This window comes from Enterobacter cloacae complex sp. SHL012 (assembly GCF_049237505.1).
Taxonomy (GTDB): domain Bacteria; phylum Pseudomonadota; class Gammaproteobacteria; order Enterobacterales; family Enterobacteriaceae; genus Enterobacter; species Enterobacter kobei.
Window position 1 is genome coordinate 1,152,350 of the sequence record NZ_JBMKIZ010000001.1, and the last position, 24,292, is coordinate 1,176,641.

Genomic DNA, 24,292 nt, shown 5'->3' on the forward strand with positions numbered 1-24,292 from the left:
GTTATCCCTGCTGAGCTTTCAGTGCCTGCGCCCACTGTTGGGCAGACTGGTCAAGTAAGGTGTAAACCGCCTCGAAGGCCTCATGGCTTTTGCGATACGGATCGGGGATTTCGCGTTCATTGTCCCAGTGACCAAACAGCATCACCTTGCCGCGCATCTCCGGTGCGATATCGCATAGCGCATGAATATGGCGTTTTTCCATTGCCAGGATCAGGTCATATTCCCGGCACATGCGGCCGGTGACCTGGCGGGCAATATGCCCGTCAAGGGAGAGGTTATGATCGCGGGCCACGCTCGTTGCGCGCTCATCGGCCGCTTTACCGACCAGTGCGCCAAGGCCTGCGGACTCGACGGTCAGTTCAGGCTGGTAGTGTTTCAACAACCGCTCTGCCGTCGGGGAACGGCAAATGTTCCCCACGCATACCACCAGAATTTTGTTAAACATCGCGGATTACCAAGTATGAATGTCGCGCGCCGTATCCGTCATGTAGCGAACGCCACTGATGGTTGGCAGCAACTGGTTGATCAGACGGTTCCAGCGGGCAACCGGCGCGGTAGTGACATACACCACATCGTATGGCTGGAGGCGGAACGACGTTGCCATCACCAGCGAGGTGGCGTCGGACATATCGAGCTGGTAAATGTTGGCAATCTTGCCTTTGTTGCTGGCGTCGTCCTTAAGTGGGCGAATCACGAAGATGCCGCTGGCGTTGGAGGAGGTCAGATCGATGCCTTCCGCATTGCCCAGCGCTTCGGTCAGCGTCATGCCGCTGAAGTCCATTTTGAGGGTGCTCTGTTTCTTCACTTCACCCATCACGAAGACTTTCAGATCGTCATTACGCGGTACGTAGAGAATATCGCCCGGATAGAGCAGGCGGTTCTGGGTCAGATCGCCGTTTTGCATCAGCGCCTGCAGTGAGATGCGCTGCTCTTTGCCGTTGTGGGTCAGGACCACGTTGCGCCAGTCGGCACCGTCGGTTAACCCGCCTGCGGCGTTAATGGCATCCAGAACGGTTAACGGTACGTTGGTGATGGCCTGCTGGCCGGATTTATTGACCTGGCCGGAAATGTAGGCTTTTTGCGAGCGGAATGCGGCAATATTAACGTCCACCTGCGGATCGGCGATGTACTGCGCTAAGCGGCCGGTAATATCACTCCGGATCTCGGCAAGGGTTTTCCCGGCAACATGGACTTTACCAATGTAGGGGTAGAACATCGTGCCATCTGACTGTACCCAGTTCCCGGTGTCGCTTGAGCTACGATACTGGCCCGCTGGCGTGGTCAGTTCGGGGTGGTCCCAGACGGTCACGTTGATCACGTCGCCCGGCCCCACGCGATACTGATAAGCGGCGATTTCCTGGTCCAGAGACATATTCGGCTGAGCAACATTCGGACGTGGGCGTAATTGTTCGACCAGACGTGGCGTAAGTGGATAAACATTCACCATTTTGTCGAGATCAAAATCGGCATCCTGTTGCTTGATCACATCCTTACCCATTGTTGACATATTGCTGCCGGGAAAGACCGTGCAACCACTCATCAAGGTCACAGACACCAATAATGGCATCAATTTCATTTTGGATTTCATCATTGATTATTTATCACTTTGGCAGAGTAATTATCCTGTGCAATTTAAATAAGCTTGGGTCGTATTGGGTTTCAGCATGCAGTTAATCAAATAGAAATATAACTGGCATCAGTCCTAAAAAAAGCTTATTCATCCATTGGCTATTGACAGAATAACCGAGGCTGATTCACACGCTTTCAGGCACGCTACCGCCCTTGGCTTTCAGTTACCAATCCACTGACTAAACAATGTGTTATGGATAGACACCCTCTTGAGCAAGGCCTTCTGGAAATATATCAGCCGGGTGAGACACCCAACGGATAATGAATAACCATCCCGGAAGACCAAAACAAAAATAGCAACAACAAGATTTAACATTTGATGCTGGGAGAATTGTTGCAGCTAACCTAATAGCAGGCAAGGAGACAACTGTCCTAATATCTGTTTTTAAGATTAATATTAAGAGCAAAGTTTTAACCTTTTAGGATTTTCTTTATATTGACAAAGCGGGAGTGAAAACCATTATCTGCGATATATCCTAAAATGTTCTCTTTATAATTAAATATACGTAATTTGCTTATTTACACCCCGATGAGTTTGCTCTCTTTTAAGCGTTTCGTATTAAGAGAAATCTCAGCCCGGCATTGCAATTTTCCCCGGCTTTATCCATGATCGAAGTGTGACAATCGTCATATAACAGAAGGTATTGCTATTACTATGGAATGGATTGCCGATCCATCAATCTGGGCCGGGCTCGTGACGCTGGTCGTCATCGAATTAGTGCTCGGGATTGATAATCTGGTCTTTATTGCCATCCTCGCTGAAAAACTGCCCCCTTCCCAGCGCGATCGCGCGCGCGTAACGGGCCTGCTGCTGGCGATGGTGATGCGTTTACTGTTGCTGGCCTCTATCTCCTGGATGGTCACACTCACGCAACCGCTGTTCTCCGTTCACGGCCTCAGCTTTAGCGCCCGCGATCTGATCATGCTCTTCGGCGGGTTGTTCCTGCTGTTCAAAGCCACGGTAGAGCTCAATGAACGGCTCGAAGGTAAAGACAGCGAGAACCCGACCCAGCGACGTGGCGCGAGATTCTGGCCGGTGGTAGCGCAAATCGTGGTGCTGGATGCCGTCTTCTCCCTGGATTCGGTGATCACCGCCGTCGGGATGGTGGACCATCTGGCCGTTATGATGGCAGCGGTGATTATCGCCATCACGCTGATGGTGATGGCGAGCAAGGCACTCACCCGCTTTGTGAACAGCCACCCGACCATCGTGATCCTCTGCCTGAGCTTCCTGCTGATGATTGGCTTTAGCCTGGTGGCCGACGGTTTTGGCTTCCACATTCCGAAAGGCTATTTGTACGCCGCCATTGGTTTCTCCGTCATGATTGAAGCGCTTAACCAGCTGGCGATATTTAACCGCCGCCGCTTCCTTTCCGCTAATCAGACCCTGCGTCAGCGCACGGCCGACACCGTTATGCGCCTGCTGAGCGGTAAAAAAGAGGATGCAGAGCTGGACGCCGAATCTGCTGCCATGCTGGCCGATCACAGCGACGGGCAGATCTTTAACCCGCAGGAGCGCCTGATGATTGAGCGAGTGCTTAACCTTAATGAGCGCACGGTCAGCAGCATCATGACTTCCCGGCATGACATTGAGCATATCGATCTGACGGCACCCGAAGAGCACATCCGCGCCCTGCTGGATAAAAACCAGCACACGCGCGTGGTGGTAACCGGCGGTGAAGAGGAAGAAGAATTACTGGGCGTCGTGCACGTTATCGACCTGCTCCAGCAGCAGCTGCACGGGGAGGCGCTCAATCTGCGCGCCCTGGTACGCCAGCCCCTGGTCTTCCCGGAAGGATTGCAATTGCTCTCTGCCCTTGAGCAATTCCGAAATGCACGAACGCACTTTGCCTTTGTGGTGGATGAGTTTGGTTCGGTTGAAGGGCTGGTCACGCTCAGCGACGTGATGGAAACCATTGCCGGTAATTTGCCAAACGAAGTGGATGAGATTGATGCCCGCCATGATATTCAGAAAAACGCCGACGGCTCGTGGACGGCCAACGGCCATATGCCGCTGGAAGACCTGGTGCAGTATGTGCCGCTGCCGCTGGATGAAAAGCGGGAGTACCACACCATTGCGGGCCTGCTGATGGAATACTTACAGCGTATCCCGCAGCCAGGTGAAGAGGTTCAGGTGGGTGACTATCGGCTTAAAACGCTGCAGATTGAAAACCATCGCGTGCAGAAAGTGCAGCTCATTCCACTGCGGGATGAGGAAGAACTGGATTTTGAGGTGTAGGTAAAAGCAAAACGGCAACCCCGTTGCCGTTTTTTGTGTTTGCACCCGGCAAAACCAGCATCAAAGCTTATCCAGCAGTTTCTTCACATCCTTGCCGTTCTGGGAATCTTTATTACGATCTGCCCAGCTATTAAGCCGACGTTTCGCTTCATCCTGCAGATGCTTACGCAGGATCTGATCCACCTGAAGGCTGTAATTCAGCGCCTGCCATTTACCATAGACGCTAAGCGGCACTGGCGTCTCTTTCAGGAAATCAATCAGCTTACTTTCGCCCTGCCAGCCGGAAAGTACCCGGACGTTAAAGCGCGTGTCCGCCGTCTCTTTGACCAGATCCAGCGAGCCTTCTCCGGTCAACGACAGCATAGAAGAGGTTCCCTGCATCGCTGCCAGCGTCAGTTGCCCGTTATCCAGCGTCAGATCCGTGGAGAAACTGTCGAGGCGCGTGACGCTATCGTAGTTGTCCTGCGCTTTGACGTCACTGCTGCGCTCCACTGCCTGCTGTACCAGCTGCTGGAAGTTAAGACCTTCCATACGGGAGTCTTTCAGGTCCACGTGCGCCTCGCCCTGCCATTCACGGCGGAAAGCTTCGGCATCAATTTTTGTGCCTGAGAAATCCCCCGCCAGCGTCAACTGCCCTGTCAGGGATATCGGATAGTTAAAGGCTTTAAGGATGGTACCAATCTCAACGTTGTCGAGACGCGGCTGGAATTGCGCGCGGGTTTCGTCCTTACGCACGTCCAGCGTGCCAGGCAGTGAAAGATGCCCTGCCCCCATTTTGCCGCTCAGCTCGGAGATCACCAGCAACCCGTTGTGGTTAAACATCTGGCCACTCACGTCGGTGAAGTCCATACCGCGCCAGCGCAGGCTGTTGGCTTTCAACAGGATATCGGCCGTGAATCCGCGCAGGGCGTTATAGTCAGGTTGATCAAGATTCGACGAGATAACCGGACGCGACACCGGCGGCTGGCTTTGTCCTGTCTGCACAGCATCGCTGTCCGTTGTGCCAGCCGGTAGCGGCGGCAGGATGTTTTCCAGGTTGAGCTTGTCAAACTGCAGGTTCAGCACCCACTTCGGCTTCTCTTCGAGCGTGACGCTCGCCTGCCCCTTCAGGCTGCTGTCATTGGCCTGCAGGTTGAGGTTATCCAGCTCCAGCTGTTTTTGTTCTTCGCGCCAGACGGCCTGCATCGTCCCCTGCCCGGTAATCCCCTGGGTCGGAAGATCTGCGCCCGTGAGCTGCCAGTTGAGCTGCTGAATATCGGCCGTCAGCTGATGGGGATAATCTGACGCATTGACCCTGGCATTTAGCGAGAGAGTCAGATCGCGCTGGTCGCGATTCATTCGCCCGCTGAATTCCAGCGACGCAAGATGATGCGCATCCTGTTCCATCTGCAGATTAATATTGCGAACCGTAACCTGCTCTTGATCCTCATGCTGGAATACCAGCACGCTATCGGCAACTTTCAGTTTGGCAATATCAAAGGACCAGCCCGTATCGGACGGCTCATCCGGTAAGGTATTCTCACGCGGTGCAACCGGCGCATTCGCGTTGCGCACGGCTTCAGTCTGCTGGGTAAGCTGAATGACCGCCCCTTTGAGCATCACCTGGTTTACCTGCAACTGGTGAGAAATGAGGGGGATGAGCGCCACATCGAGACGCATGTTGTCCGCAGACACGATCGGCTGGGCAGCGCCCGGTGCCGTTAACGACATGCGGCCAGAGAGAATGCTGAGCTGCGGCCAGACGTGCCAGCGTAGCGGTCCGTCGAGCTTCAGTTGGTAACCACTGCGCGCCTCGACCTGCCGCACCATGTAAGCGCGGAAATCGTTAGGGTTAACCAGCAGAACCAACGCCGAAAGGCCAGCAACCAGCACGACCAGCAAAATCATCAGCGTTGTCAGAACTCTTCTCATGGCATCCTCAATGGACTAACGATCAGTCTTTATCAATACGGCTGGCAACCGCACCCTGCTGGTCGCGGTATTTTGCGTCCTGCCGGCGGTTATAAGGCCTGTCTGCCGGGCCGGTTAGCGGCTCAAAGCTTAACGCACCAATCATCATGCCGGGACGCAGCGCCAGCGGCAGTTTGCCGGCATTGAAGAACTCCAGCACGATACGGCCCGACCAGCCGGGATCGATACGGTGCGCGGTCACGTGCACCATCAGCCCCAGACGGGCCAGAGAAGAACGGCCATCCAGCCAGCCGACGAGGTCAGCAGGCAGGGTCACGGATTCGAACGTCACCGCCAGCGCCAGTTCACCTGGATGCAAATAAAAAGCGTCACCTTCGTCAATGACGATTTCGTCACTCATCACGCGATCGAGCGCGGCGCTGACTTCATCCTTCGGCCCGCTGAGGTCGATGAACGGTGCAGTATGGCCACTAAAGGTGCGGAATTTATTCCCCAACCGTACATCAACGGTCACCCCATTGATACGCTCTACAGGAGGACGTGGGGTAATAGACAAACGGCCTTCATCCAGCCAGGCTTCAATATCGCGATCACAAAGACGCATGGCACTTTCTCCTTTCATGCATCGACCCCTGAGACCTTAACATCTCAGGGTAAAACCAGGTTATCTCTGAACGGTACACAATTCGCGCGGCTTATTCAAAAAACTGGCTGATTTTCGCTTTTAAGATATCAATGGCAATGCGGTTTTTGCCTCCGCGCGGCACGATGATATCGGCGTATTGTTTGGAGGGCTCAATAAACTGCAGGAACATCGGACGGACCGTTTTCTGGTATTGCGCCATGACGGAATCCATCGAACGGCCGCGCTCGTTAACGTCTCGCTTGATGCGGCGCATCAGGCAAATATCCAGCGGGGTATCGACGAAAATCGAGAAGTTCATCGATTCACGCAGGCGAGCATCGGTCAGGAGCAGGATACCTTCAAGGATAATCACCTTTTTCGGCTCGATGCGGATCGTCTCCTGGGTGCGGGTGTGTTCTACGTAACTGTAAACGGGCAGCTCAATTGCCTGGCCGCTTTTTAGGGCTTCTAAATGCTGGAACAGTAAACTGTGATCCATTGCATTCGGGTGGTCATAGTTGGTTTTTACGCGCTCTTCCATCGACAGATGGGATTGATCTTTGTAATAGCTGTCTTCGGGAATGACGCCGATGTGCTCATCACCTACTTGTTCACGCAGTTCGCGATAAAGCGTACTGGCAATTAGACTTTTACCTGAAGCCGATGCGCCGGCGATGCCTATAATGACGCACTGATGAGACTTATCAGTCATAAATTTAGCGACCTGATTAACCTGGATGTTAAGGAAGGACGACGCCGGAGCGTCAAACGCGGCAATTATAGGGATTTCGCAGGCGTGATACCAGTCGAAAGCGCAGGTAATGCGAGACAGCCTGTAAAGTTGTGAATTGTTCCCTGAGTGAAATTTTAATGCGCGTTTTTTCAGCGTTTCACAGCGATTTTTTAACCTGTAACTATTTAATAAGTCTATGATGTCAAATTATGAGCAGTCGCCATATGAATTGTAAATTGTTTGTACTAGCATAAACCAAATTATCAAATTCACTCGTACGGACTTCTCTCCTGACGGCACGGCGTCTCTGGATAAAGCGGTAATGAATAAACAATACCAGCGGGTTTTGGTTACCACCCCACATCCTTTATTACGACTTGTCTGTCTGGGCCTGGTCACCTTTATCTTTACCTTATTTTCGCTGGAGCTTACCCGCTTCGGCACCCTGCTGGCGCCGCTCTGGTTCCCCACCGCCATCATGATGGTGGCGTTTTACCGCCACGCGGGAAAAATGTGGCCGGGCATTGCCCTGGCCTGTTCGTTCGGCAATATTCTGGCCTCGTGGATGTTGTTCTCGTGGGGGGCGATTAACCTCACCTACACCGCCATAAATGTGATTGAGGCCGTCGTCGGTGCATTACTACTGCGCAAACTGCTCCCGTGGTATAACCCGCTGCAAAATTTAAGTGACTGGATCCGTCTGGCGATGGGCAGCGCGCTGGTGCCGCCGCTGGTGGGCGGTATTCTGGTGATTTTTCTGGTTCCCGGTCCTGAGCCACTGCGCGATTTCATTGTCTGGGTGTTATCTGAATCCATTGGCGCGCTGGCACTGGTGCCGCTGGGATTACTGTTTAAACCCCACTACCTGCTGCGCCACCGTGATCCGCGACTGCTGCTGGAAACGCTGCTCACAATGGCCGTGACGTTGGCCCTGAGTTGGGCAGCCATCACCTGGCTTCCATGGCCATTTACCTGCGTGATCGTCCTGCTTATGTGGAGCGCCGTGCGCTTACCGCGAATGGAAGCGTTCCTGGTGTTTCTGGTCACCGTGATGGTCGTGTCCCTGATGATTGCCCATAACCCTGAGGCGCTGACCACCCAACACGAAGGGCCGATGATCAACGCGCCCTGGCTGCCGTTCCTGATGCTGCTTCTCCCGGCGAACGTGATGACCATGGTGATGTATGCCTTCCGTGCCGAACGCAAACACATCACTGAAAGCGAAGCGCGTTTTCGTAATGCGATGGAGTATTCCGCCATCGGGATGGCGTTAGTCAGCATTGAGGGGCAGTGGCTACAGGCCAACAAAGCGCTGTGCAATTTCCTCGGTTACAGCCAGTCCGAACTACAGTCACTCACTTTCCAGCAGCTCACCTGGCCGGAAGATTTGCACACCGACCTCGAACAGCTGGAGCAGCTGGTCAACGGCGACATCAACACCTATACCCTTGAAAAGCGCTATTACACGCGCAACGGTGAAGTGGTCTGGGCGCTGCTTGCCGTCTCCGTTGTGCGCCATACCGACGGCTCGCCGCTCTATTTTATCGCCCAGATTGAAGACATTAACGACCTGAAGCAGACCGAGTGGGTCAACAAACGCCTGATGGAGCGCATTACGCTGGCCAACGAAGCGGGCGGCATCGGCATCTGGGAGTGGGATCTGGAGCCTGACATCATCAGCTGGGATAAGCGGATGTTCGAACTGTATGAAATCCCACCGCACATCAAGCCCACCTGGCAGCTCTGGCACGACACGATGCTGCCGGAAGACCGCGCCCATGCAGAACAGGTGCTGCGGGATTCACTGATCTCACGTCTGCCGTTTAAGCTGGAATTCCGTATCCGCGTGAAGGAAGGCGTGCGCCATATTCGCTCCCTGGCAAACCGGGTGTTGAATAAAGAGGGTGAAGTCGAGCGTTTGCTTGGCATCAACATGGACATGACCGAGGTTAAGCAGCTTAACGAGGCGCTGTTCCAGGAAAAAGAGCGTCTGCATATCACGCTCGACTCCATCGGCGAAGCCGTGCTCTGTACCGATATCGACATGAACGTCACCTTTATGAACCCGGTCGCCGAGAAGATGAGCGGCTGGCTACAAACCGAGGCTATCGGCCAGCCGGTTCTCAAGGTATTACACATCACGTTTGGGGAGCGGGGGCCGCTGATGGAGAACATCCACAGCGGGGATATGTCACGCTCAGATATCGACCAGGACGTGGTGCTGAACTGCCGCACGGGTGGATCGTTTGACATCCATTACAGCATTACGCCACTCAGCACGCTGGATGGACAAAGTATCGGCTCGGTTATCGTTATTCAGGATGTCACCGAGTCGCGCAAAATGCTGCGTCAGCTGAGTTACAGCGCGTCGCACGATGCCCTGACCCACCTGGCAAACCGGGTCAGCTTTGAAAACCACCTCAAACGACTCCTGCAAACGGTTCGTGAGACGCGGCAGCGTCATGCGCTGGTCTTTATCGATCTGGACCGCTTCAAAGCCGTCAATGATACCGCAGGCCATGCGGCGGGCGATGCCCTGCTGCGGGAACTCTCTTCCATGATGTTAACCATGCTGCGCTCCAGCGATGTGCTGGCGCGTCTGGGGGGTGATGAGTTTGGGCTGTTGCTCCCGGACTGCAATATTGAGAGCGCACGCTATATCACCGGTCGTCTGGTCCATAGCATCAACGACTATCACTTTATGTGGGAAGGCCGCCTGCATCGAATTGGCGCCAGCGCCGGGATCACGCTGATCGATGAACATAACCACCTGGCGTCAGAAGTGATGTCACAGGCAGATATTGCCTGTTATGCCTCGAAAAACAGCGGGCGCGGCATCGTGACGGTTTACGAACCGCAGCAGGAGCGGGATCACAGCACGCGCAGCATGATGTCGCTGGACGAACAATGGCACATGATCAAAGACAATCACCTGATGATGATAGCCCGTAGCGTCGCCTCCCCTCGCATACCGGAGAGCTGTAATTTCTGGCTGATTTCGCTGCGCCTGTGGACCAGCCAGGGCGAAGTTCTGGAGGAACACGCCTTCCGTTCTGGCCTGGCAGAGCCGGAACTGCTGCACGCCCTCGACAGACGCATCTTTAGCGACTTCTTCCGGACATCTGCCGCCAGGATCGCCAGTAAAGGCATGGGGATCGCATTGCCGCTTTCGGCAGCCGGTTTAGCCAGCGTGACGCTGGTCGACGAACTCCTCGATCTTCTTGATAAAAGCCCAATGCCGGGCCGTCTGCTGCATCTGGTGATCCCTGCCGGCGTGGTGTGTGATTCGGATGAGAATCTGCAGCGGGGTTTACAAAAGCTTCGCCAGGCGGGCTGCCGCGTGATCCTCAGCCAGATAGGCCGCGACATGGACATTTTCACCCACCTGAGTCCGAACATGGCCGATTACCTGATGCTGGATGCCGAAGTCGTGAGCAACGTCTATGGCAACCTGATGGATGAGATGATGGTGACCATCGTTCAGGGCCATGCCCAGCGTCTGGGGATGAGAACCATCGCAGGCCCCTGCAACCAGCCCATCATGATGGATACGCTTTCTGGCATTGGCATTGATTTTATCTATGGTGACACCATCGCCGAGCCGCAGCCGCTGGATCTACTGCTCAACACCAGTTATTTCGCCATCAACTGACGGCGCCCAGCCGTCGGTATACCAGATGTGCAGCAGCGCGTAGGAGCGCCATGGCTGCCAGCGCTCGGCATAGCGACGAATTTGCGCAGGCGTCATCCCGGCGAAACGTTGCTTAATCAGATAATCATCAGGAAGAAACACATCTTTCGCCTGCCAGCCGCGAAGGGCGAGGTAATTTGCCGTCCAGCGGCCAATACCCGGCCGTTGTTGTAACGCCTTCATGCCTGCCTCAACGTCCTCAGGCGGCGTGAGCGGAAACGTCCCGTCGACGACCGACTGTGCCAGATGAATCAGCGATTCCGCGCGTTTGACCGGCATCCCGAGCGCTTTGAGCGCCAGCGGGTCGGCAGCCGCCAGGGCTTGTGGGGAGGGAAAGCAGACATAGCCCGGCGCATCCTTGACCGGCTCACCGCACAGGGCGACAACGCGTGAAGCCAGTTTAGCCGCCATCGCCACGCTGACCAGTTGACCCAGAATGGCCCGCACGCCCTGTTCGTAGGCATCCATCGCCCCGGGCAAACGCAGGCCTGGTCGCGCGGCGCCGAGATCGCCCAAAGTCCGGTGGACGTCCTGCGGATCGCAGGCAAGATCGAACAGACGCCCGATACGCTCAAGGCAAAGTCCGGCCACCGGCGTTAACCCCGGGCTGAGCGTGACCTGTAGCGTATGGGTTTGCGTGTCCGGCGTAACGCGGAAGATCCCCTGATGCCCTTCACAGGCAAAACTGCGCTCGTAATAGCTTTCCGTGACCGTCTCAACCCCCGCCACCGCACGGGCGCCAAGAAAGCCAAACATCCATTGCCAGTCGTAAGGGGGGTGCCAGGTCAGGGTATGCATTGTCGCTCCTTTTTTGTTCCCCTCAGGATAAACTGAAAAAGCGTGTTACGCCTTGCTTTCATATTCCTGTTGTCGCCGGACAGGCATTCCGCTAAAGTCTCGCCCCTTCTCACTGGCATGGGGATTTATTGTGTTTATCGGATTCGACTACGGTACGGCAAACTGCTCGGTTGCAATTATGCAAAACGGGCAACCACAGCTCCTGAAAATGGAAAAAGAGAGCACGCTGCTGCCGTCAATGCTCTGCGCGCCGACGCGTGAAGCGGTGAGCGAGTGGCTGTTCCGCCACCATCAGGTTCCGGCGACTGCGGCAGAAACCCAGGCGCTGCTGCGCCGGGCAGTGAGCTTTAACCGCGAGGAAGATATCGACGTTACGCCTTCCAGCGTGCAGTTCGGCCTCTCTTCACTCGGGCATTACATTGAAGACCCGGAAGAGGTCTACTTTGTTAAATCGCCAAAATCTTTCCTCGGGGCCAGCGGCCTCAAGCCGCAGCAGGTGGCGGTGTTTGAAGACCTGGTATGCGCCATGATGCTGCATATCCGTCATCAGGCGCAGACGCAGGTCCCCGAGACGATTACCCAGGCCGTGATTGGCCGCCCGATCAACTTCCAGGGGCTGGGCGGCGATGAGGCCAACCAGCAGGCGCAGGGGATCCTTGAGCGCGCGGCGCACCGGGCAGGCTTTCGCGACGTGGTGTTCCAGTATGAGCCGGTTGCGGCGGGGCTGGACTTTGAGGCCACGTTGACGGAAGAAAAACGGGTGCTGGTCGTGGATATCGGCGGGGGTACAACGGACTGCTCGCTGCTGCTGATGGGGCCGCAGTGGCATCACCGCCGCGACCGTGAAAATAGCCTGCTGGGGCACAGCGGCTGCCGCGTGGGCGGTAACGATCTGGATATCGCCCTGGCATTCAAGAGCCTGATGCCGCTGCTCGGCATGGGCGGGCAAACGGAAAAAGGCATCGCCCTGCCGATCCTGCCGTGGTGGAACGCGATTGCCATCAACGACGTCCCGGCGCAGAGTGATTTTTACAGTACCGCCAACGGCCGCTTCCTGAATGACCTGATGCGTGATGCGCAGGACGCCGATAAAGTCGCCCTGCTGTATAAAGTGTGGCGTCAGCGCCTGAGCTACCGCGTGGTACGCACCGCCGAAGAGAGCAAAATTGCCCTTTCAAACCGCGCTGAACATGCGGTGTCCTTGCCATTTATCAGCGACGATCTGGCCACGGCGATTTCACAGGAGGGGCTGGAGACCGCGCTCGCGCAGCCGCTACAGCGCATACTGGAACAGGTGCAACTCGCGCTGGAGAACGGCAAAGAGAAGCCGGACGTCATCTACCTCACCGGCGGAAGCGCCCGTTCACCGCTGATCAAAAAAGCGCTGGCGGAACAGCTGCCGGGTATTCCTATTGCCGGTGGAGATGACTTTGGTTCCGTTACCGCGGGGCTGGCGCGCTGGGCGCAGGTGATGTTTAGCTAGTGCCGCTGTGCCGGGTGGCGGCTTCGCCTTACCCGGCCCACAAAACCCTCGCACCGTAGGCCGGGTAAGCGAAGCGCCACCCGGCGAAAAAAAGCACCACACTCAGACAATTCCAGACAGTCTTCCATATTTCCTCCATCTTTCCGCTGTGTTGCCTGACTAAACTAGTATCATTCCCCGAAGTATTCAGGATGAGAACGTATAACGATGAAAGGCCGTAATAAATCCCGCTGGGCAATCGCCGCTGGCATCATTGTGGTGGCACTTGCCGCCGCCTGGTACTGGCACAGCCAATCCGCAAACTCTGGCGCCCCCGCCGGTGCCAACAGCGCATCACAGCGCCCGGCAGGTGGCGGCCGTCACGGTATGCGAGGCGGTGCGCTGGCGCCGGTTCAGGCAGCTACGGCGGTGAGTAAAGCCGTTCCGCGTTATCTGACGGGGCTCGGAACCATTACCGCCGCTAACACCGCCACGGTGCGTAGCCGCGTCGATGGTCAGCTCATTGCGATCCACTTCCAGGAAGGTCAGCAGGTTAAGGCCGGTGACTTACTGGCGGCGATCGACCCAAGCCAGTTTAAGGTGGCCCTCGCCCAGGCGCAGGGACAGCTCGCGAAAGACAAAGCCACCCTTGCCAACGCCCGGCGTGATTTAGCGCGCTATCAGCAGCTGGTAAAAACCAATCTGGTCTCCCGCCAGGAGCTGGACACACAGCAGTCGCTGGTCAGCGAAACGCAGGGCACCATCAAAGCCGACGAAGCCGCCGTGGCCAGCGCCAAGTTACAACTCGACTGGAGCCGCATCACCGCACCGATTGACGGGCGGGTTGGTCTGAAGCAGGTCGATATCGGCAACCAAATCTCCAGCGGAGATACCACGGGCATCGTGGTGATCACCCAGACTCACCCGATTGATTTAGTCTTTACCCTGCCGGAAAGCGACATTGCGACGGTCATTCAGGCGCAAAAAGCCGGGAAAGGCCTGGTGGTGGAAGCCTGGGACCGCACCAATAAACAGAAGCTCAGCGAAGGTAGCCTGCTCAGCCTGGATAACCAGATCGACACCACGACCGGTACCATTAAGCTGAAGGCCCGCTTTAACAACCAGGACGATGCCCTCTTCCCGAACCAGTTCGTCAACGCGCGAATGCTGGTCGCGACCGAAGAGAACGCGGTGGTGATCCCCAGCGCCGCGCTGCAGATGGGTAACGAAGGCAACTTTGTCTGGGTACTGAACAGTGAAAACAAAGTCAGTAAGCATCTGGTGAAAACCGGGATTCAGGACAGTCAGACGGTCGTAATCAGCGCCGGGCTTTCCGCTGGCGACCGCGTGGTCACCGACGGTATCGACCGTCTGACCGAAGGGGCGAAAGTGGAAGTGGTTGAACCTGCGAAACAGGGAGCGGCCTCCTGATGCAGGTTATGCCTCCCGTCGCTACAGGTGGGCCGTCACGCCTGTTTATCCTCCGTCCTGTCGCCACCACGCTGCTGATGGTGGCGATCCTGCTGGCCGGGATTATCGGCTACCGCTTCCTGCCCGTCTCGGCGCTGCCGGAAGTGGATTACCCCACCATTCAGGTGGTGACGCTTTATCCCGGCGCCAGCCCTGACGTGGTGACGTCCGCCATTACCGCCCCGCTGGAGCGCCAGTTTGGGCAGATGTCGGGCCTGAAGCAGATGTCCTCCCAAAGCTCCGGCGGGGCCTCTGTCGTGACGCTACAGTTCCAGCTGACGCTGTCGCTGGATGTCGCCGAGCAGGAAGTTCAGGCCGCCATCAATGCGGCCACCAACCTGCTGCCGTCGGACCTGCCTAACCCGCCGGTCTACAGCAAAGTAAACCCGGCGGATCCGCCGATCATGACGCTTGCCGTCACCTCCTCCGCCATGCCAATGACGCAGGTGGAAGACATGGTCGAGACCCGCGTGGCGCAAAAGATTTCTCAGGTCTCCGGCGTCGGTCTCGTCACGCTGGCGGGCGGGCAGCGCCCGGCGGTGCGCGTTAAGCTTAATGCGCAGGCGATTGCCGCACTGGGGCTGACCAGTGAAACCATCCGCACCGCCATCAGCAGCGCCAACGTTAATTCGGCAAAAGGCTCGCTGGACGGCCCAACCCGCGCCGTCACGCTCTCTGCCAACGATCAGATGCAGTCCGCGGATGAATACCGTCAGCTGATTATTGCTTACCAGAACGGCGCCCCGGTGCGTCTGGGCGATGTGGCGACGGTGGAGCAAGGGGCGGAGAATAGCTGGCTTGGCGCATGGGCGAACAAGCAGCAGGCGATCGTAATGAACGTCCAGCGCCAGCCGGGCGCCAACATCATCGAAACCGCCGACAGCATTCGCACCATGCTGCCGCAGCTGATCGAAAGCCTGCCGAAGTCGGTCAGCGTGAAGGTGCTTTCCGACCGCACCACGAACATTCGCGCGTCGGTCACCGACACTCAGTTCGAACTGATGCTGGCGATTGCCCTGGTCGTGATGATTATCTACCTGTTCCTGCGCAACGTCCCGGCAACCATTATTCCCGCCGTCGCCGTGCCGCTCTCGCTGGTTGGCACGTTTGCGGTGATGGTGTTCCTCGATTTTTCAATCAACAACCTGACGCTAATGGCGCTCACCATCGCCACCGGCTTCGTGGTGGACGACGCCATCGTGGTTATCGAGAACATCTCGCGCTATATCGAGAAAGGCGAAAAACCGCTGGCGGCGGCGCTGAAAGGGGCGGGTGAGATCGGCTTTACCATTATCTCGCTGACCTTCTCGCTGATTGCCGTGCTGATCCCGCTGCTGTTTATGGGCGATATCGTCGGGCGACTGTTCCGCGAATTTGCCGTCACGCTGGCGGTGGCCATTTTGATCTCCGCCGTGGTGTCATTGACCCTGACGCCGATGATGTGCGCCCGGATGCTGAGCCACGCGTCCCTGCGCAAGCAAAACCGCTTCTCGCTCGCCTCCGAGCGGATGTTCGAACGGATCATTGCGGCGTATGGTCGCGTGCTGGCCAACGTGCTGAACCATCCATGGGCCACGCTCGGCGTGGCGCTTGGCACGCTGGCGCTCAGCGTGATGCTGTGGATTTTTATCCCGAAAGGCTTCTTCCCGATTCAGGACAACGGCATTATTCAGGGAACCCTGCAGGCGCCGCAGTCGGTCTCCTTCGCCAATATGGCGCAGCGTCAGCAGCAGGTGTCTGAGATCGTCATGAAAGACCCGGCGGTAGAGAGCCTGACGTCCTACGTTGGCGTCGACGGCACCAACCCGTCGCTGAACAGCGCCCGTCTGCAGATCAACCTCAAACCGCTGGATGAGCGTGACGATCGCGTCAATGCCGTTATTGAACGGCTGCAAAGCGCCGTCGCTCGCGTCCCGGGCGTGGAGCTTTATCTGCAACCGATACAGGATTTGACCATTGATACCCAGGTCAGCCGCACGCAGTACCAGTTTACGCTGCAGGCCACCACGCTGGATGCCCTCAGCACCTGGGTGCCGCAGCTGGTCGATAAGCTAAAAACCCTGCCGCAACTTAACGATGTAAGCAGCGACTGGCAGGACAAAGGGCTGGCCGCGTATGTGAACGTCAACCGCGACACGGCAAGCCGTCTCGGCATTACCATGGCGGACGTGGATAACGCCCTGTATAACGCGTTTGGGCAGCGACTGATCTCCACCATCTACACCCAGGCGAATCAATACCGCGTGGTACTGGAGCACAACACGGAAAATACACCCGGTCTGGCCGGGCTGGATTCGGTGCGCCTGACCAGCAAAGACGGTGGGATTGTGCCGTTAAGCGCTATCGCCACGGTGGAAGAGCGCTATACCCCGCTGTCGATTAACCACCTGGATCAGTTCCCGTCCACCACGATTTCCTTCAACGTGTCGGACAATTATTCGCTCGGCGAAGCGGTGGAGGCGATCCAGGCGGCTGAAAAAGCGCTCAGCTTCCCGTCCGATATTCAGACCCAGTTCCAGGGCAGCACGCTGGCGTTCCAGGCCGCACTGGGCAACACCATCTGGCTGATTGTCGCCGCCGTCGTGGCAATGTACATCGTGCTCGGCGTGCTGTATGAAAGCTTTATCCACCCGATCACCATCCTCTCTACCCTGCCGACGGCAGGCGTGGGGGCGCTGCTGGCATTAATGCTGGCGGGAAGCGAGCTGGACGTGATTGCCATTATCGGCATCATCCTGTTAATTGGGATCGTGAAGAAAAACGCCATCATGATGATCGACTTTGCGCTGGCCGCCGAACGCGAGCAAGGCATGTCGCCGCGTGAGGCCATCTTCCAGGCCTGTCTGCTGCGTTTTCGTCCGATCCTGATGACCACGCTGGCGGCCCTGCTTGGCGCGCTGCCGCTGATGCTCAGCACCGGCGTCGGGGCGGAGCTACGCCGTCCGCTGGGGATAGGCATGGTCGGCGGTCTGCTGGTGAGCCAGGTATTGACCCTGTTCACCACGCCGGTGATCTACCTGCTGTTTGACCGCCTGGCGCTGTGGACCAAAAGCCGCTTCCCGAAACGTGAAGAGGAGGCATAAGTGAAGTTTTTCGCCCTCTTCATTTATCGCCCGGTGGCGACGATATTAATCTCGCTCGCCATCACCCTCTGCGGCGTGCTCGGTTTCCGGCTACTGCCGGTGGCCCCCCTGCCGCAGGTGGATTTCCCGGTGATCATGGTCAGCGCCTCGCTGCCGGGCGCCTCACCGGAAACCATGGCGTCATCCGTCGCCACGCCGCTGGAGCGCTCGCTCGGGCGGATTGCCGGGGTTAACGAGATGACCTCCAGCAGTTCGCTCGGCAGTACGCGCATCATTCTGGAGTTCAGCTTCGACCGGGATATTAACGGCGCAGCGCGCGACGTGCAGGCCGCCATCAACGCCGCGCAAAGCCTGCTGCCGAGCGGGATGCCGAGCCGCCCGACCTACCGCAAGGCCAACCCGTCCGATGCGCCGATCATGATCCTGACGCTGACCTCCGATACCTATTCTCAGGGGCAGCTTTACGACTTTGCGTCCACCCAACTGGCGCAGACGATCTCACAGATTAACGGCGTCGGTGACGTGAGCGTCGGCGGCAGCTCCCTGCCCGCCGTGCGCGTGGGATTAAACCCACAGGCGCTGTTCAACCAGGGCGTGTCGCTGGACGATGTGCGATCCGCCATCAGCAACGCCAACGTGCGCAAACCGCAAGGGGCGGTTGAGGACAGCAGCCACCGCTGGCAGATCCACACCAACGACGAGCTGAAAACTGCAGCTGAATATCAGCCGTTGATTATTCACTACAACAACGGCGCGGCGGTACGCTTAAGCGATGTCGCCAGCGTGACAGACTCCGTGCAGGACGTACGCAACGCCGGGATGACCAACGCCAAACCGGCCATTCTGCTGATGATCCGCAAGCTGCCGGAAGCGAACATTATTGAGACGGTGAACAGCATTCGCGCCCGCCTCCCGGAGCTGCAGGAGACTATCCCGGCCGCGATCGATCTGCAAATTGCCCAGGATCGTTCCCCGACCATTCGCGCCTCGCTTGAGGAGGTGGAGCAGACGCTGGTGATCTCCGTCGCGCTGGTGATCCTGGTGGTATTCCTGTTCCTGCGCTCCGGTCGGGCGACGCTGATCCCGGCGGTGGCCGTGCCGGTGTCGCTTATTGGCACCTTTGCCGCCATGTACCTGTGCGGGTTTAGCCTCAATAACCTGTCGCTGATGGCCCTGACCATTGCGACGGGTTTTGTGGTGGATGACGCTATCGTGGTGCTGGAGAACATTTCCCGCCATCTGGAAGCGGGCGTGAAGCCGCTTCAGGCCGCGCTGCAGGGGACGCGCGAGGTGGGCTTTACGGTGCTCTCCATGAGCCTGTCCCTGGTGGCGGTGTTCCTGCCGCTGCTGCTGATGGGCGGCCTGCCGGGTCGGCTGTTGCGGGAGTTTGCCGTCACGCTTTCGGTCGCCATCGGCATCTCGCTGCTGATTTCGCTGACGCTCACGCCGATGATGTGCGGGTGGATGCTCAAGCGCAGCAAGCCGCACTCCCAGCCGCGTCGCAAAGGCTTTGGCCGTTTCCTGATGGCGATGCAGGAAGGCTATGGCAAATCGCTGAAGTGGGTGCTCAACCATACCCGGCTTGTCGGCCTGGTGCTCATCGGCACCATTGTGCTCAACGTCTGGATGTATATCACCATCCCGAAAACCTTCTTCCCGGAGCAAGATACCGGCGTGCTGATGGGCGGCATTCAGGCGGACCAGAGCATTTCGTTCCAGGCGATGCGCGGCAAGCTGCAGGACTTTATGAAGATCATTCGTGAAGACAACGCCGTGGATAACGTCACCGGCTTTACCGGCGGATCGCGCGTCAACAGCGGGATGATGTTTATCACCCTCAAACCGCGCAGCGAGCGCAATGAAACCGCCCAGCAGGTGATCGACCGCCTGCGGGTCAAGCTCGCCAAAGAGCCGGGGGCCAACCTGTTTTTGATGGCCGTTCAGGATATCCGCGTCGGCGGGCGTCAGGCTAACGCCAGCTATCAGTACACGCTGCTCTCGGATGATTTGGCCGCCCTGCGCGAGTGGGAGCCGAAGATCCGCAAGGCGCTGGCCGCCCTGCCCCAGCTGGCGGACGTGAACTCCGACCAGCAGGACAACGGCGCCGAGATGGCCCTGACCTACGACCGCGAAACCATGTCGCGGCTGGGCATCAACGTTGAGGCCGCCAACAGCCTGCTGAACAACGCCTTCGGCCAGCGTGAGATCTCGACCATCTACCAGCCGATGAACCAGTACAAGGTGGTGATGGAGGTGGATCCGCGTTATACCCAGGACATCAGCGCCCTGGACAAAATGTTTGTGATTAACAACGACGGCAAGGCGATACCGCTCTCCTACTTTGCCAGCTGGCAGCCAGCCAACGCGCCGCTGTCGGTAAACCACCAGGGGCTGTCAGCGGCGTCGACCATCTCCTTCAACCTGCCCGCCGGTTCGTCGCTTTCCGAAGCCAGCGATGCGATCAACCGTGCGATGACGCAGCTCGGCGTGCCGTCCACCGTGCGCGGCAGTTTTGCCGGCACTGCGCAGGTGTTCCAGGAGACGATGAACTCGCAGGTGATTTTGATTCTGGCCGCCATCGCCACGGTCTACATTGTGCTGGGTATCCTGTATGAGAGCTACGTTCACCCGCTGACTATTCTCTCGACGCTACCCTCCGCAGGCGTGGGGGCACTGCTGGCGCTTGAGCTGTTTGGTGCGCCATTCAGCCTTATCGCGCTCATCGGGATCATGCTATTGATCGGTATCGTGAAGAAAAACGCGATTATGATGGTCGACTTCGCGCTGGACGCCCAGCGTAATGGCAATCTCTCCCCGGAAGAGGCGATCTTCCAGGCGTGCCTGCTGCGTTTTCGTCCGATCATGATGACCACCCTGGCGGCACTGTTTGGTGCGTTGCCGCTGGTTGTCTCGGGCGGCGACGGGTCTGAACTGCGCCAGCCGCTGGGGATCACCATTGTCGGCGGCCTGGTGATGAGTCAGCTGCTGACGCTGTACACCACGCCGGTGGTCTATCTGTTCTTCGACCGCCTGCGGCTGCGTTTTTCGCGTAAAAACAGATCCACGGTGACCGAGTAAATGACCGACCTCCCCGCTAACGTTCGCTGGCAGTTATGGATAGTCGCCTTCGGCTTCTTTATGCAGTCGCTGGACACGACCATCGTCAACACCGCCCTCCCCTCCATGGCGAAAAGCCTGGGGGAGAGCCCGCTGCATATGCATATGGTGATTGTCGCCTACGTGCTGACGGTTGCCGTCATGCTGCCTGCCAGCGGCTGGCTGGCGGACAAAGTGGGCGTGAGAAATATCTTCTTTACCGCCATCGTGCTGTTCACCACCGGCTCGCTGTTTTGCGCTCAGGCCAGCACCCTCGACCAGCTGGTCATGGCGCGCGTGCTGCAGGGCGTTGGCGGGGCGATGATGGTGCCCGTCGGGCGGTTAACGGTGATGAAGATTGTCCCGCGCGAGCAGTACATGGCGGCGATGACCTTTGTCACCCTGCCCGGCCAGGTGGGGCCGCTGCTGGGCCCGGCGCTGGGCGGGATGCTGGTGGAGTACGCCTCGTGGCACTGGATTTTCTTAATCAACCTGCCGGTGGGCATCATCGGCGCGATTGCCACCCTGGCGCTGATGCCGAACTACACAATGCAGACGCGTCGCTTCGATTTCTTCGGTTTTATTCTGCTGGCAGCGGGCATGGCCACGCTCACCCTGGCGCTCGACGGACAAAAGGGGCTGGGGATCTCTTCCCTCATGCTCGGTGTTCTGGTCGCCCTCGGCATCACCGCGATTCTGTGGTACCTGTGGCATGCCAGAGGAAACGATCGGGCCTTGTTCAGCCTGAATTTGTTTAAAAACCCGACCTACCGTCTGGGACTGCTGGGAAGTTTTGCCGGACGTATTGGCAGCGGCATGTTGCCGTTCATGACCCCCGTTTTTCTGCAAATCGGGATGGGATTTTCACCGTTTCACGCGGGCCTGATGATGATCCCGATGGTGCTCGGCAGCATGGGCATGAAGCGCATCGTAGTGCAGGTGGTGAACCGCTTTGGCTACCGTCACGTGCTGGTGGCCGCCACGCTGGGGCTGGCGCTGGTCAGCCTGCTGTTCATGGCCGTGGCGTTAATGGGCTGGTTCTACGTTCTGCCGCTGGTCCTGTTCTGCCAGGGGATCATCAACTCCATGCGTTTCTCGTCGATGAATACCCTGACGCTGAAAGATCTGCCGGACGAACTGGCGAGCAGCGGCAACAGCCTGCTGTCGATGATCATGCAGCTCTCCATGAGCGTGGGGGTGACGATCGCCGGACTGCTGCTCGGCATGTACGGCCAGCACCATCTCAGCGTCGATACGCCGGTGGCGCATCAGATCTTTTTATATACGTATCTCAGCATGGCGGTCATCATCGCCCTGCCCGCATTCATCTTCGCCAGAGTGCCGGATGATACCAGCAAGAACGTCGTGATTAGGCGCGGCAAAAGGAGTGGCTCATGAAATTCTGGCGACCGGGGATCACCGGCAAGCTCTTTGTGGCGATCTTCGCCACCTGTATCGTCCTGCTGATCACCATGCACTGGGCCGTGCGGGTCAGCTTTGAGCGGGGTTTTATTGATTACATTAAGCACGGCAACGAGCAGCGTCTGCAGGGCTTAAGCGATGCGCTGGGCGAGCAGTACGCCCAGCACGGCAACTGGCGTTTTCTGCGCAACAATGACCGCTTTATTTTCCAGATCCTGCGCTCGCTGGAGCACGATACCGGGGACGATCGTCCCGGCCCGGGCATGCCGCCGCACGGCTGGCGCACCCAGTTTTGGGTCATTGACCAGGAGATGCGCACGCTGGTTGGCCCGCGCGCACCGATTCCGCCGGACGGCACCCGGCGGGCGATTAAGGTCAATAACGCCACCGTCGGCTGGGTTATCGCCTCCCCGGTGGAGCGCCTGACGCGCAACACCGACATCAACTTTGATCGCCAGCAGCGCCGGACCAGTTGGCTGATTGTCGCTCTCTCCACCCTGCTCGCCGCGCTCGCCACCTTCCCGCTGGCGCGCGGTCTGCTCGCCCCGGTAAAGCGGCTGGTGGAAGGTACGCACAAGCTGGCCGCCGGGGATTTCACCACCCGCGTCGATACCCGTAGCCAGGATGAACTCGGCCGGCTGGCGCAGGACTTTAACCAGCTCGCCAGCACGCTGGAGAAAAACCAGCAGATGCGACGCGACTTTATGGCCGATATTTCTCATGAACTGCGCACGCCGCTGGCGGTCCTGCGCGGCGAGCTGGAAGCCATTCAGGACGGCGTGCGTCAGTTTACGCCTGAATCGGTGGCCTCTCTGCAGGCGGAGGTGGGCACACTCACCAAACTGGTGGATGACCTCCACCAGCTCTCTATGTCCGACGAAGGGGCTCTGGCTTACCAGAAGGCGCCGGTTGATGTGATTAACGTGCTTGAAGTTGCCAGCGGCGCCTTCCGGGAACGGTTTGCAAGCCGCAACCTGAAGATCGATCTCTCCCTGCCGGACAGCGCGGTGGTGTTTGGCGACAAAGATCGTCTGATGCAGCTCTTCAATAATCTGCTGGAAAACAGCCTGCGCTATACCGACAGCGGCGGCGGGCTGCATATCTCCGGCAGACAGGAAAACGGGCGCTTTGCCCTCACCTTCGCCGATTCCGCTCCAGGGGTGCAGGATGCACAGCTGGACAAACTATTCGAACGTTTTTACCGGACCGAAGGCTCCCGCAACCGCGCCAGCGGCGGATCCGGCCTGGGGCTGGCGATTTGCGTTAACATCGTCGAGGCGCATAATGGGACGATCCGCGCCGCCCATTCGCCTTTTGGCGGGGTTAGCATTACAGTAGAGTTACCTCTGGAACGGGATTTATCGAGAGAAGCATGACCGAGTTACCGATTGACGAAAACACGCCACGTATTTTGATTGTCGAAGACGAACCCAAGCTGGGGCAACTGCTGATCGACTATTTACGCGCGGCCAGCTATGCCCCGTCACTGATAAGCCACGGCGACCAGGTATTGGCGTACGTGCGCCAGACGCCACAGGACCTGATCCTGCTGGACCTGATGCTACCGGGTACCGATGGCCTGACCCTGTGCCGGGAAATTCGTCGCTTCTCCGACGTGCCGATCGTCATGGTCACCGCCAAAATTGAAGAGATTGACCGCCTGCTGGGCCTCGAAATCGGCGCGGACGATTACATCTGTAAACCCTACAGCCCGCGTGAAGTGGTCGCCCGGGTGAAAACCATTCTGCGCCGCTGCAAACCGCAGCGCGAACTGCAGGTGCTGGATGCACAAAGCCCGCTGATTGTCGACGAAAGCCGTTTCCAGGCAAGCTGGCGCAGTAAGCTGCTGGACCTGACGCCTGCCGAATTCCGCCTGCTGAAAACCCTCTCTCATGAGCCCGGGAAGGTATTTTCCCGAGAACAGCTGCTGAACCATCTGTACGATGATTACCGCGTGGTGACTGACCGCACCATCGACAGCCACATCAAAAACCTGCGCCGCAAGCTGGAGGCGCTGGACGCCGAGCAGTCGTTTATCCGCGCGGTGTACGGCGTGGGGTATCGCTGGGAAGCGGATGCGTGCAGGATTGCGTGATTTTGCAATGGGTATCGGTGGAAAACAATCCACACGAT

15 protein-coding genes are annotated in these 24,292 nt (G+C 57.8%); 9 read left to right on the forward strand and 6 right to left on the reverse strand.

Annotated elements, in window-relative coordinates:
* Window position 1: 1 nt before the first annotated feature.
* Window positions 2-445 carry a low molecular weight protein-tyrosine-phosphatase Wzb gene (gene wzb / locus ACOTY9_RS05525; protein ID WP_014884509.1) on the reverse strand — a complete coding sequence of 148 codons (444 nt, stop codon included), beginning with the start codon at window positions 443-445 and terminating at the stop codon, window positions 2-4.
* 6 nt (window positions 446-451) lie between these two features.
* Window positions 452-1,591, reverse strand: a complete 1,140-nt coding sequence (locus tag ACOTY9_RS05530) for a polysaccharide export protein (protein ID WP_014884510.1) — start codon at window positions 1,589-1,591, stop codon at window positions 452-454.
* A 693-nt stretch (window positions 1,592-2,284) separates the two neighbouring features.
* On the opposite strand from ACOTY9_RS05530, the gene ACOTY9_RS05535 reads away from it, so the two are divergent.
* A complete protein-coding gene (locus tag ACOTY9_RS05535) occupies window positions 2,285-3,868 on the forward strand; it encodes a TerC family protein (protein ID WP_023330884.1) in 1,584 nt (527 codons plus the stop codon).
* Between the two features lie 60 nt (window positions 3,869-3,928).
* Here ACOTY9_RS05535 and asmA read toward each other — a convergent pair whose 3' ends face one another.
* The 3 genes from asmA to udk form a co-directional block, all read right to left on the reverse strand.
* The gene (gene asmA / locus ACOTY9_RS05540; protein WP_045281001.1) at window positions 3,929-5,779 is read right to left on the reverse strand and encodes an outer membrane assembly protein AsmA; all 1,851 of its coding nucleotides are present in this window, start codon (window positions 5,777-5,779) and stop codon (window positions 3,929-3,931) included.
* Between the two features lie 22 nt (window positions 5,780-5,801).
* Entirely contained in the window at window positions 5,802-6,383 is a 582-nt protein-coding gene (gene dcd, locus ACOTY9_RS05545) for a dCTP deaminase (RefSeq protein ID WP_014884513.1), read from the reverse strand.
* A 91-nt stretch (window positions 6,384-6,474) separates the two neighbouring features.
* On the reverse strand, window positions 6,475-7,116 hold the full coding sequence (gene udk / locus ACOTY9_RS05550; RefSeq protein WP_008500855.1) for a uridine kinase: 642 nt from the start codon (window positions 7,114-7,116) through the stop codon (window positions 6,475-6,477).
* A 343-nt stretch (window positions 7,117-7,459) separates the two neighbouring features.
* Between udk and ACOTY9_RS05555 the strand changes: the two genes are divergently transcribed.
* Window positions 7,460-10,789: a diguanylate cyclase gene (locus ACOTY9_RS05555; protein WP_348565387.1), complete on the forward strand. Its 3,330-nt coding sequence runs from the start codon at window positions 7,460-7,462 to the stop codon at window positions 10,787-10,789.
* Here the strand turns inward: ACOTY9_RS05555 and alkA are convergent.
* Entirely contained in the window at window positions 10,754-11,626 is an 873-nt protein-coding gene (alkA, locus tag ACOTY9_RS05560) for a DNA-3-methyladenine glycosylase 2 (protein ID WP_023330887.1), read from the reverse strand. The genes ACOTY9_RS05555 and alkA overlap by 36 nt on opposite strands.
* Window positions 11,627-11,756: 130 nt before the next feature.
* On the opposite strand from alkA, the gene yegD reads away from it, so the two are divergent.
* The 7 genes from yegD (at window position 11,757) to baeR (ending at window position 24,254) form a co-directional block, all read left to right on the forward strand.
* Window positions 11,757-13,109 (forward strand): molecular chaperone, encoded by a 1,353-nt coding sequence (gene yegD, locus ACOTY9_RS05565; protein ID WP_014884516.1) that lies wholly within the window; start codon window positions 11,757-11,759, stop codon window positions 13,107-13,109.
* A 207-nt stretch (window positions 13,110-13,316) separates the two neighbouring features.
* A complete protein-coding gene (locus ACOTY9_RS05570) occupies window positions 13,317-14,519 on the forward strand; it encodes an MdtA/MuxA family multidrug efflux RND transporter periplasmic adaptor subunit (RefSeq protein WP_348565386.1) in 1,203 nt (400 codons plus the stop codon).
* Window positions 14,519-17,641, forward strand: coding sequence for an MdtB/MuxB family multidrug efflux RND transporter permease subunit (locus ACOTY9_RS05575; RefSeq protein ID WP_180253224.1), 3,123 nt, complete (start codon window positions 14,519-14,521; stop codon window positions 17,639-17,641). Before ACOTY9_RS05570 ends, ACOTY9_RS05575 begins: the two co-directional genes overlap by 1 nt.
* Window positions 17,642-20,719 carry a multidrug efflux RND transporter permease subunit MdtC gene (gene mdtC, locus ACOTY9_RS05580; RefSeq protein ID WP_071922050.1) on the forward strand — a complete coding sequence of 1,026 codons (3,078 nt, stop codon included), beginning with the start codon at window positions 17,642-17,644 and terminating at the stop codon, window positions 20,717-20,719.
* Window positions 20,720-22,135, forward strand: coding sequence for an MFS transporter (locus tag ACOTY9_RS05585; protein WP_014884520.1), 1,416 nt, complete (start codon window positions 20,720-20,722; stop codon window positions 22,133-22,135).
* Window positions 22,132-23,535 (forward strand): two-component system sensor histidine kinase BaeS, encoded by a 1,404-nt coding sequence (baeS, locus tag ACOTY9_RS05590; protein ID WP_023330891.1) that lies wholly within the window; start codon window positions 22,132-22,134, stop codon window positions 23,533-23,535. The genes ACOTY9_RS05585 and baeS overlap by 4 nt, the downstream gene beginning before the upstream one ends.
* The gene (gene baeR / locus ACOTY9_RS05595) at window positions 23,532-24,254 is read left to right on the forward strand and encodes a two-component system response regulator BaeR (RefSeq protein ID WP_348565385.1); all 723 of its coding nucleotides are present in this window, start codon (window positions 23,532-23,534) and stop codon (window positions 24,252-24,254) included. Before baeS ends, baeR begins: the two co-directional genes overlap by 4 nt.
* The last annotated feature ends 38 nt before the right edge of the window (window positions 24,255-24,292 follow it).